The 12697-nt window shown below is 70.7% G+C and carries 12 protein-coding genes and 1 pseudogene; 8 read left to right on the top strand and 5 right to left on the bottom strand.

Annotation, left to right across the window (positions count from 1 at the left end):
• The first annotated feature begins 87 nt into the window (after positions 1-87).
• The gene (locus Sru02f_RS31310) at positions 88-1869 is read left to right on the top strand and encodes an FAD-dependent oxidoreductase (RefSeq protein WP_109033415.1); all 1782 of its coding nucleotides are present in this window, start codon (positions 88-90) and stop codon (positions 1867-1869) included.
• A gap of 88 nt (positions 1870-1957) precedes the next feature.
• Positions 1958-2815: a patatin-like phospholipase family protein gene (locus Sru02f_RS31305; protein WP_174855153.1), complete on the top strand. Its 858-nt coding sequence runs from the start codon at positions 1958-1960 to the stop codon at positions 2813-2815.
• Between the two features lie 53 nt (positions 2816-2868).
• Here Sru02f_RS31305 and Sru02f_RS31300 read toward each other — a convergent pair whose 3' ends face one another.
• A complete protein-coding gene (locus tag Sru02f_RS31300) occupies positions 2869-3363 on the bottom strand; it encodes an Lrp/AsnC family transcriptional regulator (RefSeq protein ID WP_109033417.1) in 495 nt (164 codons plus the stop codon).
• Positions 3364-3502: 139 nt separating this feature from the next.
• Between Sru02f_RS31300 and Sru02f_RS31295 the strand changes: the two genes are divergently transcribed.
• Complete coding sequence (locus Sru02f_RS31295; protein WP_109033418.1) at positions 3503-4183, top strand: nitroreductase family protein; 681 nt, start codon at positions 3503-3505, stop codon at positions 4181-4183.
• A 71-nt stretch (positions 4184-4254) separates the two neighbouring features.
• Here the strand turns inward: Sru02f_RS31295 and Sru02f_RS31290 are convergent, their stop codons facing one another.
• Both Sru02f_RS31290 and Sru02f_RS31285 read right to left on the bottom strand, forming a co-directional pair.
• On the bottom strand, positions 4255-5022 hold the full coding sequence (locus Sru02f_RS31290) for a hypothetical protein (RefSeq protein ID WP_167469689.1): 768 nt from the start codon (positions 5020-5022) through the stop codon (positions 4255-4257).
• Positions 5023-5155: 133 nt separating this feature from the next.
• On the bottom strand, positions 5156-5839 hold the full coding sequence (locus tag Sru02f_RS31285; RefSeq protein ID WP_109033420.1) for a papain-like cysteine protease family protein: 684 nt from the start codon (positions 5837-5839) through the stop codon (positions 5156-5158).
• A gap of 421 nt (positions 5840-6260) precedes the next feature.
• On the opposite strand from Sru02f_RS31285, the gene Sru02f_RS31280 reads away from it, so the two are divergent.
• Complete coding sequence (locus Sru02f_RS31280; protein WP_244941907.1) at positions 6261-7277, top strand: hypothetical protein; 1017 nt, start codon at positions 6261-6263, stop codon at positions 7275-7277.
• Positions 7278-7802: 525 nt separating this feature from the next.
• Positions 7803-7970, top strand: a complete 168-nt coding sequence (locus Sru02f_RS31275; protein ID WP_373103622.1) for a DUF5958 family protein — start codon at positions 7803-7805, stop codon at positions 7968-7970.
• 44 nt (positions 7971-8014) lie between these two features.
• Here Sru02f_RS31275 and Sru02f_RS31270 read toward each other — a convergent pair.
• Positions 8015-8452, bottom strand: a pseudogene (locus tag Sru02f_RS31270) (DUF4259 domain-containing protein).
• A gap of 405 nt (positions 8453-8857) precedes the next feature.
• Here Sru02f_RS31270 and Sru02f_RS31265 point away from each other — a divergent pair.
• Positions 8858-9787, top strand: coding sequence for a phosphotransferase family protein (locus Sru02f_RS31265; protein WP_109033422.1), 930 nt, complete (start codon positions 8858-8860; stop codon positions 9785-9787).
• 59 nt (positions 9788-9846) lie between these two features.
• On the opposite strand, the gene Sru02f_RS31260 is transcribed toward Sru02f_RS31265, so the two are convergent.
• Positions 9847-11091 carry a hypothetical protein gene (locus Sru02f_RS31260; RefSeq protein WP_174855154.1) on the bottom strand — a complete coding sequence of 415 codons (1245 nt, stop codon included), beginning with the start codon at positions 11089-11091 and terminating at the stop codon, positions 9847-9849.
• Positions 11092-11505: 414 nt separating this feature from the next.
• Between Sru02f_RS31260 and Sru02f_RS31255 the strand changes: the two genes are divergently transcribed.
• Positions 11506-12033, top strand: coding sequence for a bifunctional DNA primase/polymerase (locus Sru02f_RS31255; protein WP_109033523.1), 528 nt, complete (start codon positions 11506-11508; stop codon positions 12031-12033).
• Positions 12033-12353: a hypothetical protein gene (locus Sru02f_RS31250; RefSeq protein ID WP_109033424.1), complete on the top strand. Its 321-nt coding sequence runs from the start codon at positions 12033-12035 to the stop codon at positions 12351-12353. The genes Sru02f_RS31255 and Sru02f_RS31250 overlap by 1 nt, the downstream gene beginning before the upstream one ends.
• The last annotated feature ends 344 nt before the right edge of the window (positions 12354-12697 follow it).

Raw genomic sequence — 12697 nt, 5'->3', positions numbered from 1 at the left:
CGCGGATCTGAACGCGCGTCCGACGCACTACCGACGCACTACCGACCCACTCCCGACGCACACCTGTCGTACAACGGAGGACGAATCATGAACGAAAGAGCCGACCGGTCCGGCCGCGCCGCCCCCGGGGGCGACCGGACCCACCGCGTCCCGGTCCTGGTCGTCGGCGGGTCCCTGGTGGGCCTGTCGACCTCGGTGTTCCTGGGCCGGCTGGGCGTCCGGCACACCCTGGTGGAGCGGCACGCCGGCACCTCCATCCACCCCCGCGGGCGCGGCAACAACGTCCGCACGATGGAGATCTTCCGGGTGGCCGGCACCGAGCCGGACATCCGCAGGGCCGCCGCCACGCTGGCCGACAACCACGGCATCCTCCAGGCGCCGACCCTGGCCGGCGACGCGGGGGAGTGGCTCTTCAAGCAGATCGACCCGGGCGGCGGACTGGCCCGCTTCAGCCCCAGCTCCTGGTGCCTGTGCAGTCAGAACGACCTGGAGCCCGAACTCCTCACGCACGCCGTGAACCTCGGCGGCGACCTGCGCTTCGGCACCGAACTGCTCTCCTTCGAGGCCGACACCGAGGGCGTCACGGCGATCGTGAAGAGCCGGGAGACCGGCGAGCACACCACCATCCGTGCGGACTACCTGGTCGCCGCCGACGGTCCGCGCAGCCCCGTCCGCGAACAGCTCGGCATCGGCCAGAGCGGACCCGGCGACCTCTTCCACAACATCAGCATCACCTTCCGCTCGCGCCGTCTCGCCGACGTCGTGGGCGACCGCCGGTTCATCGTCTGCTACCTGACGGACGAGAACGCCGACGGAGCCCTGCTACCCGTCGACAACCGCGAGAACTGGGTCTTCCACGCCCCCTGGCACCCCGAACAGGGCGAAACCGTCGAGGACTTCACCGACGAGCGCTGCGCCGCCCACATCCGCCGCGCGATCGGCGATCCCGACCTCGACGTCGAGATCACCGGCAAGGCGCCCTGGCACGCCGCCCAGCGCGTCGCCCGCAGCTACCGCTCCGGCCGCGTCCTGCTGGCCGGCGACTCGGCCCACGAGATGTCCCCCACCGGCGCCTTCGGCTCCAACACCGGCATCCAGGACGCCCACAACCTCGCCTGGAAGCTGGCCGCGGTCCTGGAGGGCTGGGCGGGCGAGGCCCTGCTGGACACGTACGACACGGAACGGCGCCCGGTCGCGGAGGCCACCAGCGCCCGCGCCGCCCATCGCTCGGTCGAGCACAGCCACCCGGGCTTCGCGCCGCCGCCGGTCGTGGGGGTCGGCGGTCCGGGCGCGGGTACTCCCGGCGGTGCGGGCCGTGGCACCGGCGGCACCGGTGGGCCTGGCGGTCCTGGCGGCTCCGGGGGTCCTGGCGGTCCCGGCGGCGGCCCGCAGCGCGGGATCCTCAACGTCGCCCTCGGCTACCGCTACCCCCGGGGCGCGGTGGTCGGCGCCGACCCGGCGACCCCGGTGGTCCCGGAGGGCCTCGACCTCACCGGAGCGCCCGGCAGCCGGGCTCCCCACCTCTGGGTGCGCCGGGGCCAGGACCGCCTGTCCACCCTGGACCTCTACGAGGACTCCCTCGTCCTGCTCAGCGACGCCGCCCAGCCCACCGGCTGGCACGAGGCGGCCGCCGCGGTGGCCGCCGGGATGCGGGTGCCGCTGAAGTCGTACCGCGTGGGCGGGTCGCCCGGGGCGGACCTGATCCCGGACGACGAGGAGACCGACTGGGCGCGCGCCCACGGGGTGACCCGGGGCGGCGCGGTCCTGGTCCGCCCCGACGGCTTCGTGGCCTGGCGCTCCCCGGGCCCCGCCCCCGACCCGGAGTCGATGCTGCGCCAGGTGGTGGGGACGGTACTGGCCCGGAGCTGAGTGGGGCACGGGACACCCCAAACGTGGACCACTCCCCGTTTACCTGCTAGCGTCGCGCTCGGCAGCAAAACGGGGAGTGGTCCCCGCTATGGGAGGGGTGGAGGACGTGGCGGACACGGCGCTGGTGCTGGGTGGGGGCGGTCTGACCGCGTACGGATGGCAGATCGGCGTCCTGGCCGGGCTGGCCGACGCGGGGGTGGACCTCACGGACGCCGACGTCCTCGCGGGCACGTCGGCGGGTTCGCTGCTGGCCCTCGACCTGGCCAGGGGTTCGGCCCCGGCCGACCTCTACAAGGAGCAGCTCGACGGTGAACGCGCCATGATGGACGTGGACTTCACCTTCGGCATGACGGTCAGGTACCTGTGGGCCGCGCTGGGCTCGCGCGACCCGGAGACGGTGGTCGGGCGCCTCGGCCGGCTGGCGCTCTCCGTGCGCGACGTGCCGCAGAGCGCGGTCTTCGACGCCATCGGCGCCCAACTGCCCGTGCGGGACTGGCCGGACAGGACCGTCCGGATGTTCGCCGTCGACGCGCTCACCGGTGAACCGACCGCCTTCGACGCCGACAGCGGGGTCGACCTGCTGCACGCCATGTCGGCGACCTGCGCACTGCCGCCCCTCTTCCCGCCGATCGGCATCGGTGCGGGCCGTTGGATGGACGGCGGCGTCCGCTCCACGACCAACGCCGACCTCGTCGACGACTGCGCGCGCGTCGTCGTGCTGGCCCCGGTCCCCAAGGGCGCGGGAGCGAGCCCGAGCGCGCGGACCCAGGCCGAGACCCTCGCCTCGCGCGGCGCCCGGGTCGCCCTGCTGACCCCCGACCGGGCGGCCCGCCGCGCCTTCGGCCGCAACGCCCTGGACGCCTCCCGCATCCCCGGGGCGGCGCGGGAGGGCCGACGCCAGGGCGCGGCCCACGCGGGACGCATCGGGGAGATCTGGCAGGGCTGAGCCCCGCTCGGCCGGCTTCGCGAGAGGCCCGACGGACCCGAGGAGCCGCGGAGTCAGCCCAGGCGTGGCTCCGACAGGCCGGACACCTCGTCGACCAAGGGCTGGACGCGGTAGGGGACGACGGCGCTGAGGGCGATGACCGTCGTACTGCGCCGGACCCCCGGCACCTCGAGCACCTGGTCGATCACCTGCTGCACGTGCTGGTTGCTCGTGCCCGCGATACGGCACCAGATGTCGCCGGGGCCGGTCACCACGTGCGCCTCCAGGATCTGCGGAACGGCCCGCAGGCGCGCCGCGATGGCCTCGCGGGCGGGCTGGTCCACCTCGAACGTCGTGAACGCCTGGACCACGTGCCCGAGGGCGGCGACGTCCATGTCCGGGCCGTAACCGGTCACCACGCCGGAACCGGTCAGCCGGTCGAGCCGGGCCTGCAAGGTGCCGCGGGCGACGCCGAGCCGGCGGGCGATCTCCAGCAGGCCCTCACGTGGACGCTCCCGGAGCAGCCGCAGCATCCGGCCGTCGAGCTGGTCGAGCCCCTGTCGTGCCACCGTACCTGCCGATCTGCCACCCGAAGGGCAGCCCGATCCCGTTTGAGCTGCCAAATCGACAGCCGACGGACGCCTCTGTTGCCCATTGGGCACTTCCCGTCCCACCCTATGTGCTCCCGTCCAGGAGGAGACCCGTTCCGTGAGGCAGCACACGCACCCGTTCGTCCCCTACCGCCCCGACCGGTACGACGAGGCCGAAATGATCCGGCGGGGGCGGGACTTCGTGTCGTTCGTCGACCGCAGGCGCAGCGTGCGGTTCTTCAGCGACGAGCCGGTCCCGCGCGAGTGCGTCGACCTCGCCGTCGCCGCGGCCAACACCGCACCCTCCGGCGCCCACTTCCAGCCGTGGAAGTTCGCCGTGATCGGCGACGCCGAGACCAAGCACCGCATCCGTCTCGCCGCCGAGGAGGAGGAACGGGTCAACTACGAGGGCGGACGCATCCCGCCCGAGTGGCGCGCCGCGCTCGCCCGCCTCGAAACGGACTCCGACAAGGGCTTCCTCGACGTCGTACCGTGGATCGTGGTCTGCTTCGCCGAGAAGAGCACCGCGATGCCGGACGGTTCGCTGCGCAAGAACTACTACGTGAACGAGAGCGTGGGCATCGCCTGCGGCCTCTTCATCACCGCCCTGCACGCGATGGGCCTGAGCACCCTCACCCACACGCCCAACCCGATGGCCTTCCTCACCAGGATCTGCGAACGCCCCGGCAACGAACGCCCCTACATCCTCTTCCCCGTCGGCTACGCGGCGCCCGACTGCGAGGTCCCGGACCTGGCCCGCAAGCCCCTGGCGGAGGCGATCACCGAGCCCCCGCGCTGACGGATCCCCGACGGCCCCCGACCGCCGTGGGCGTCGTCGGGGGCCGTCGAGGCCGTCGGCTCAGGTCCGGTTCACCCCCCGGTGAGCCGCCGCCGGCGGACCAACAGCCCGCCGGCCACCCCGGCGACGGCGAGGGCAGCCGCCCCCACCCCGGCGGCGCCCGGCACGGTGCCCGCCGGCCCCGAGTCGGCGGTACGGGCGTCCGCGGCGACCCGCGCCCGCTCAGCCCCCGTGTCGTACCCGCCGGCGTAACCGCGCTCGTCGTACCGCGACCCCGGCATCTTGTCGGCGTACCGCTGGTGCACCAGGCGCTGGTAGCGCGCCAGTCCGGTGCCCCCGGCGCCGACGGAGGCGCGGGCCTCCTCGTTCAGCGGTACCACCCGGCCGTCGGCCAACCGGTACCAGGCGTTCAGCTGGGGCTCCCGGAACACCACCGAACCGGCGTCGGCGCGGGCCGCGTAGTCGGTCTCGTCGCTCCCGGTGGCGATGTTGACCACCTGCCACTTCCCGGCGACCCGGGCCGTCCACACCGAGGCGGTGTCGCCGTCGGTGTCGACGGCCTCGGACGCGGCGAACTCCATCGTGGCCACCGGGGTCCGGCCCGCCGAGGCCGCGGTGACGAACTCCGGGTTGAGCGAGTACACCGGTACGGCCGTGCCGACCAGGCGCGGATCGGCGGCCTCGGCTGCGGTGGCCTCCTGGGCGGGGCCGAGTCTGCCCTTGCGGCCCGGCGGGAGGCCGTCGCGGGCGAAGAAGGTCTCCAGGACCCGCAGGGTGGCCGGGGCCCCGGCGGCCCGGTGGGCGTCGGACAGCTGCGCTGCGGTGGGAGCGTCGGCCACCACAGGGCTTTTGGAGGGTCCCGTCTGGCCGGCGGCGGCCGCCGGACCCGGCCCGAGGAGAGCCAGGCCGGGCAGCGCGATCAGCAGGACGGTGTGTCGGAGTCGGGGTCGGGGTCGGGGTCGCATGCCGGGCTCACGCTCCGATTCCGTAGAGGGAGTGGGTCCAGAAGAAGGAGCCGTTGTTGACGTAGTAGCCGTAGGTGGCCCAGTTGTAGCGGTTGCTCGACGGCCAGGGATCGCCCCAGTACACCCAGTTCTTGCTGACGTCGTAGCCGTACACGGTCAGCATGTGACCGCCGCCGGACTGCCACTGGATCCGCGACATCACGGGGCGGTCAGCGTCTATCTCCCGGGTGATCGTGTCGTAGTTGAGGTAGCCGTCGACGTACCGGCCCGGGTTGATGCCCATCGAGCTGAACGCCCGCTGGTCGTTGCCGAGGGTGGCCTGCGAGTTGGGGCAGGAGCTGTTCACGGCCCGGCCGAAGGCGAGGTTGCAGAACTGGTTCTGCGAGTAGTCGTGGCCGTAGTACTCCGCGACGGTGTCGCCCGTCGCGGCCCAGCACCAGTTGCTCAACTGCTGGGCCTGCATGGAGATGTTCAGCCGGCGCCAGGTCCACTCGGCCTGGGTGGCGCTGCTGCTGCTGCTGCTGCCGCCGCCGACCGCCGAGCGAGCGAGGGTGGACGGTGGCGCCGCGTGGCCGGGGGACGGCGAAGACGACGCCGACGCCACCGACGGGGTGAGCAGCCCGACGCTCGCGGAGAGCGCGAGCGCGACGGCCCACCGCCGCCGTCTCCGTGGGGACAGGGACAAGCGCATGGATGCCCTCCTTGTGGGGACGGTGAACAACCCCATCGGATAAGGCCGTTCACCTGACGAACCACCGGCCGGGCCCAGGGGAGAACGACGGGAACCGGGCACCAGGGGGCCGGGACCGCCGGGACCGGCCGGGGGGAGTGGCTCGAGAGTCGGACCGCGCGTCCGGTCGTTCAAGAGGCCGGCAAAACTGGCTGGTTCAGCGGTGAACCCGGTGTGAACACCCGTGAACGCCGCACAAGCCGGACCGGATCGCACCGCGACCCCTCTGCCCAGCCCCACCCGCATCGCCGACCGCCCGCCCGCGGGCCCTCCGCGCACCGGCCGTGGAATCGTCCCGTCCGACCCGGTGCCTTCGACCGCCTGCTGTGTGAACATCCACTCGAAGCACACGGGACCGGCCACCGGCGGAGGTGAAGATGTGATGCATACCGATACGCACCCCGGCGGCGCCTCCGGCACCGGCGGCCCCGTGCAGAGCGCCCCACCGGACGACGCCCCGCCCGACGCCCTGCCTGATGCCCTGACCGATGCGCTGACCGGGGCCCTGCGCACCGGCCCCTTCCACCTGGCCCTGCGCACGGCCGTCCGACGCCGCGGCCTCGCCCTGCACCGCATCCGCCACCACCTGGCCGAACAGGGCCTCCAGGTCAGCGTGACCAGCCTCAGCTACTGGCAGCGCGGCGAACGGGTACCGGCAAGGCCCGAGTCGGTACAGGTGATCAGGGCACTCGAACACATCCTGGACATCGCCCCCGGCGCCTTGCTCCGCCTGCTGGAACCGACCCGAGGCGGAGCCACGGGCACCACCACCCGGGCGGCCCGCCGCTACCAGGAGCTGATCGGCTCGGACACGGCGGTCCTCCACCTGCTGGACCAACTCGACTGCCCCACCGAGGACCGCCTCCACACGGTGAGCCAGTCGGAGCAGGTCCACCTCGGCCCCCGACGTGAACTGTGGCGCCGCGAGGTCCAGCAACTCGTACGGGCACACCGGGGCAACGTCGACCGGTACGTCTCCATCTACCAGGGCGACCCCGGCTGCGACATCACCCGGGTACGGATCGACCCCCTGGACAACTGCCGCCTGGGCCGCGTGCGCGGCGATCAGTCGGCCTCCCTCCTCGCCGTGGAGCTGGTCTTCGACCGCCCCCTGTCCCTCGGCGAGACCCAGCCCTTCCGCTACCGCATCACCGACGGCACCGGCGGCGAGTGCACCGAGTACACCCGGGGCTTCCGCTACCCCGTGGGCCACTACCTCCTCCAGGTCTACTTCGCCCCACCGACCCTCCCGGTCCGCTGCTACGGCTTCACCCGCCGCTCCGCCCACGCCCCCCGCCACCACGTCACACCGATCCCCCTCAACGGCTACCACAGCGCCCACCTGACGGAACAGGACGCCAGCCCGGGCATCGTGGGCCTGGCCTGGGAGTGGGACTGATGTTGAGGCCTGGGACAGCTAGGGGTGTTGGCGAACGCGAGGCGATGGCCAGCGCAAGGCACCGGCACTTTCAAGCTCACCCGGGCAGCCCGCCGCCTCGGCAACCTGCCCCTCGCCGAACACCCGCACCCCCGCCCGCCGCAACGGCGCCGTGGTCACGCCGTGCCCCGGCGCCCGCGTCCCCGAGAACCGCCCGTCATAGACACGAAGCGAGCCACGGGAGGGGCTGGACAGCACGTCCCTATTGCGAGGGCGCCCCCTGTCCGGGGGTGGGGCTGCGTCGTATCGTCGAAGCCATGATCCCGGGCAGTAGCGAGGGACCGGCCAGCGACGCCACGTAGTTCACGGCGGAGGGCGTGGCAGTCGACCTGCGCGAGGCGTGCGGGGCGGCCGGAATGGACGGGACCGGGGCGCAGTTGCTGCGTGGACCTCCTGAAAGGCGTGCTGCGCGGGCTCGACGGGGGAGATGCCCACGGGAGGCGGTGAGCGTCCCGTGGGTCTGAATCATGGGGGTCGAAGTCTGCGGTGTACACACACGAGGTGATCCTGAACGAACTCGCGCAGGAGCTCAGATCTGTGGACGAGGGCGTCGAGTGGTTCAAGGGTCTCTCAGAGGGGGACCAACGCAGGGCCCTACATGCACTGGTGCTGTTCTGCGGGCAGTCGTCGATGGCCGCTGCCAAGCGGCACTGAACGGACCAGGAACGACCCGGTAGTAGCACGGCGAGGGGCGCGGCTCAGATCCCGAACAGCGCATCCCTTTGTGCCTGAAGCGCCGGGTCGAGTGCCTGACGTAGCCGGCCGATGCTTCGTTTCCAGGCTCCGCCGCCCTCGGACTCCTCCCAAAGCTCGGAGAGCTCGGACTCGTCTGCGAGGACCCGGTCCAGGGCTTCGACGGCCACCAACCTCAGGTCCGCGGGCAGGGTCGGAATCGGCTCTTCAGGACCGTACGGAATGTTGCCCGGTTCAGTATCGGAGCATTGGGCGGCCACCAGGGCCGCAGCCGCTACTGCTTCCTCGGCTTCGGGCGCTTCCAGCTAGTCCTTGCTGTGGGCAGCCCGCATGAGAACCGTGCGGATGAGGGCTACACGCTCCAGCGTGTCGGCGTCGTCCAGATCGTTCGCGAAGTCCGCGGCTGTGTCGTTGTCGAATGGGTGGATGTCCCATGTGCCCATGACTCTCCCAGTCAGCTGGTTGACCGGGATCTTCGCACTGACCACTGACATCGATACACCATTTTGGGAAGCTGTGGACTTGCGGCTCGGTCAGGAGCTGACCTGGGCAACTGGCCAGTGGCTGGCCTCGCTGGGAGCCTGGCTGCTTTCATGCGCCTGCACATACGCGAAGACCCCGGCCTCAGCGTTTCCGCTGGTGACGGGGTCTTGGGCACACTTGCACAGTGTGCCCCCGGCAGGATTCGAACCTGCGCACACGGCTCCGGAGGCCAGGTGAGCACGAGCGGCGCCCCGCGCCCTGACCTGCGGCGGAGCCTTCTTGCGGCTGAAGCCTGAGCAAGATCATCACGCTCCTATTGCGCGGGCGACCTGTCAGGCGGTGGGTCCGGGCCGTATCGTCGAAGCATGATCTCGGGCAGCAGCGGGGGAGCGGGCGGCAACAGCGCGGAGTTCACCGCGGAGACACTGGCCCCCGTCCTTCGAGAGGCCTGCTCGTCGGCTGGACTCGACTCCAGTGGAGCCGAGTTGCTGCGCCTGGGGTCGAACGCGGTGTACCGCCTGCCCATGTCACCCATCATCGTGCGCATCGCACGCGATCCGTCGGTACGCGTGGAGATGGACCGGGCGGTGAAGGTGGCACGCTGGCTGGAGACCGAGAACTTCCCGGCCACGCGCGTGCCGGCGCGTGTCGCTCAGCCGCTAGTCGTCCGCGGCCGAGTGGTGACCTTCTGGGAGAGCGTTCAGGAGAACGAGGAGTACGCCACCGTCGGCGAACTGGCCGACCTGCTGCGCCGCCTCCACTGGCTCGAAGAGCCGGAGTCTCTCGGCCTGCCGTACTTCGATCCGCTGGCCAAGCTGACGGCGTCCCTCGAAGGACTGGACGGCATCGCGGGGGAGGACCGCGAGTTCCTGGAGGCGCGAGCGGCTGGGCTCGCCAAGGATTACGACCGCCTGGACTTCGTTCTCCCCTTCGGGATGATCCACGGAGACGCCAACATCGGGAACGTCCTCCGCCACCGGGACGGCCACGCGGTCTTCATCGACCTGGACGGTCTCACACTCGCCCCACGCGAGTGGGACCTGATCCTGACGGCGCTCTACTACGACCGCTACGGCTGGCACTCGAAAGCGGAGTACGCGGAGTTCGTCCACCGGTACGGCTTCGATCTGATGAACTGGCCTGGCTACGAGACCCTGGCCGACCTGCGGGAGCTGATGATGGTGGCGTGGCTCGGTCACCAGGTCGCTACCAGCGAGCGCTCCGCGGATGAGTTCGGCCGGCGTCTGCGTGCTCTGCGGACGGGCGGAAGCCGGAAGGACTGGCGGCCCTTCTGAGAGTCGTTGTCGGTCCGGTGACTGACTGACTGCCTGCCTGACTGCTGGCCAGCGTCTCTTCAGCCGCTGGCCACTCTGCCCGTCGCCTGCCAGAGCCGGTGCTCCGCGGCTACCTGGTGGAAGTCCTGGGTGGCTGTGCTTTCCACCCGGGAGAGGTTCTGCCCGAACTCGGCGAGATAACTGACGCACCGGGCCGACTTAAGCTGTTCCCCCAGGTCAAGCGCATCGAGGGCCACGCGGCACGCCTCTTCGACGTCCCCGGCTCGTAGGTGGGCGTCGGCGAGGACCATGGTCGCGAAGAAGTCGCTGCGCACGTGACTGCCGCTCATCGCGTTCTCGGCATGGGTTACCGCATGGCGAGCCCTGTTGACGTCACGGAAGCAGTGCGCGGCCTCCGCGGCAAGCTCCGCGGCGTCGAAGTAGCTGATCCACTCCGGCTCGTCTCCGCTGTTCCGGCTCTCAAGGGCCCTGGTCGCAGCGCTCAGCGAAGCCTCGCAGGCAGCGACATCACCAGTACGGGCGAGGGCGCGGGCTTCCATCGCATGGAACTGAGCCCGCAACGTCGGCGTCGCCACGGCGGAAATGCCCATGAGCGCCGCACGGGCGAGAGTGGCGGCCTGGGTGTACCGCCCCAGGAATGTTGCCTGATGACTCATCGCTGACAGGATGCTGCCCGCCAACCGGCGATCGTTGGCGTCCTGGGCGAGTCGGAGTGCCTGGAGAAAATACCGCTGGGCGAGCCCATGGTGACAGGCGTCGTACGACATCCAACCAGCCAGCAGGGTGGCTTCCGCGACGGTGGAGAAGAGGGCTCGGCCTACCTGCTCGGTGTACCGGCCGCGCAGCAGTGGCGCCACGTCGTTGCTGAGGTACTGGATCACCGAGTGCCGCGCGTGGTCTCCGCCGAACTGGTCGTCGAGCTGAGCGAACATGTCGGCTGTGGTCTTGACGGCGGTCACGTCACGGAGACCGACCCGTGTTCCCTCGGTGCGTGGGCGAGGGATGCCCGGCTCCGGCGCGACCAGCCACCGCAAGGAAGCCTCGTTCCACGCCGGTTCGGACGGCTCCGCCGAGATCAGAGGGTCGTACTGGTTGAGATCCGCGCGCCACAGTTGGCTGACCGTCTGAATTGCGTCGTCCGGGCTGGCGGGATACGCAGCGTCGAATACAGGAGCGTCCTTCGCTTCTCCGACACTCAGACCCAGCTCCGCCGCACCCACCGCGAAGACATCGCAGAGCAGGGGACCATAGAAGTCGTCCGGCGAGCTGTGGCCGTTCTCCCAACTGGCAATGCGACGCTTCACGCTGGTATCCGAGGGCAACTGATGCCCACGTTGCCCGGCTACCCGGCGCAGTTCCCTGACCAGCCGCGGCTGGCTCCAGCCCCGACTGGTGCGAGCCTCTCGTAAGCGGACACTGGTCGGCTTCATGGAGACGTGACCCTTCACTCCCGTGCGCATGCGCCGGCGTGGCAACTCGACCTGTCCGACCGAATGTACGCGCTGGTGATCGCTTCTTGCAGGCAGTAATCGGAGATCGTTTGCACCTGCCGACCTGACGGGGGGTGACGTGGCGTGTGTGGATGTGTCATCCCCCGTCACCCCTCGTCATCTGCCCAGGCCACGTACCGGGCCATGAGTCTGGAGGCACGGCGGCATCGGGCCGCAAGGTACTCCGACTGAGGGTGAGACGACGTGCAAAGGATGACCAGGCGCGGCATGGAGTGGCTGTCCGAAGCCACGGACGACCCGGCCCTGCGCCGGGAGATCTGGGCGGACGATCCCCGCAGGCCCAGTCTGGTGCCGACCGGCCGGCTCTTCGACGTGCTGAGCGTGGAAGAGCGTCTCGGGCTGGAGATGTTCGACCGTCTCCAGCGCAGCGGAATGCCTTTCGGGCCATCGGTCGCCGATCGCAAGGCCCAACGGGTCGGCTTCTTCCTCGGCTCGGACAGCCGCGAGACCTTCGCGTTCTACCTCGGACGGGAAACGTCGTCTCCACCGCCGTTCCGCTACCTCGGCGACGGCAGTGCGGTCGTTGTACCCGGCCCCACTCCTCTGTCCGACGACCGCTACCAGTGGCTCCGCGCCCCCACGCGCCGACCGGAGGCAAACCCCCTGCGCCCGGTCGCTCTCGCAACCGCGTTGGTTGCGTCCGGAGAACTCCTCGCCAGGATCGATCGCTTCGACGAGCTGTACCCGACCCCGTACGAGGCTGTCGCTGCCCTTCCCGAGGAGACAGACCGCTGATGCCGAACGAGCCGACCGACGGCCGAGACGCTGCCGCGTGGTCGCCCCTCGACAGTGACGGCTGGTACGCGGCCCGAAACGCGACCACCGCATTGCGAGACACCCTCGTACGCGCGGGCCTGGAGAGGGACTTCCCTTACCTGCGCGCCGAGTTGAACGCCTTCGGACATGGCCTCGTCGAGCTGGGTCGGGTGTCGCCCGAGACGGCCGAACGCCTCGCAGAACTCCTCCGCCTGGCGCTGGCGAGCGGCTTCGGCAGAGACCGCGCCAGCACCGACCCTGCCCCAACCACCGTCCAAGAACACAAGGGAAGGAACTGACACGATGACCGACCGGCGAGGAGTGGTGGCCAAACGGGCGGAGAACTTAGCTCCTGACGTGCCCTACGTCCGCGGCTGGAACCGCGCCCGAGGAGGCGCCGGCGCCCTGGCCGATCAGCTGGTGCTACTCGGACTGGACTCCGACTTTCCCGGCATGGTCGCTGACGTCAATGTTTCAGGCGATGGGTTGGTGCAGCTGGGAGTCGTTCGACCTGGGGCAGCCGAACTACTGGCACAGCTGATCACGGCAGGACTGGAGGCGGAGAGTAGTGGCCCGACGGGTCAACCGCATATGACCACTCGCCGCGAAGCACCTGCGGCCTAAACCGCTCCTCATGCGCCGG

It is taken from the genome of Streptomyces rubrogriseus, from assembly GCF_027947575.1.
Classification (GTDB): Bacteria; Actinomycetota; Actinomycetes; order Streptomycetales; family Streptomycetaceae; genus Streptomyces; species Streptomyces rubrogriseus.
Note: the sequence above shows the minus strand (reverse complement) of the source record. Positions and strands in the feature narration are given on the sequence as shown.

Coding starts and splice junctions, on each gene's coding strand:
- Sru02f_RS31310 (WP_109033415.1), top strand. CDS start 88: ATGAACGAAAGAGCCGACCGGTCCGGCCGCGCCGCCCCCGGGGGCGAC.
- Sru02f_RS31305 (WP_174855153.1), top strand. CDS start 1,958: ATGGGAGGGGTGGAGGACGTGGCGGACACGGCGCTGGTGCTGGGTGGG.
- Sru02f_RS31285 (WP_109033420.1), bottom strand. CDS start 5,839: ATGCGCTTGTCCCTGTCCCCACGGAGACGGCGGCGGTGGGCCGTCGCG.
- Sru02f_RS31280 (WP_244941907.1), top strand. CDS start 6,261: ATGCATACCGATACGCACCCCGGCGGCGCCTCCGGCACCGGCGGCCCC.
- Sru02f_RS31265 (WP_109033422.1), top strand. CDS start 8,858: ATGATCTCGGGCAGCAGCGGGGGAGCGGGCGGCAACAGCGCGGAGTTC.
- Sru02f_RS31255 (WP_109033523.1), top strand. CDS start 11,506: ATGGAGTGGCTGTCCGAAGCCACGGACGACCCGGCCCTGCGCCGGGAG.
- Sru02f_RS31250 (WP_109033424.1), top strand. CDS start 12,033: ATGCCGAACGAGCCGACCGACGGCCGAGACGCTGCCGCGTGGTCGCCC.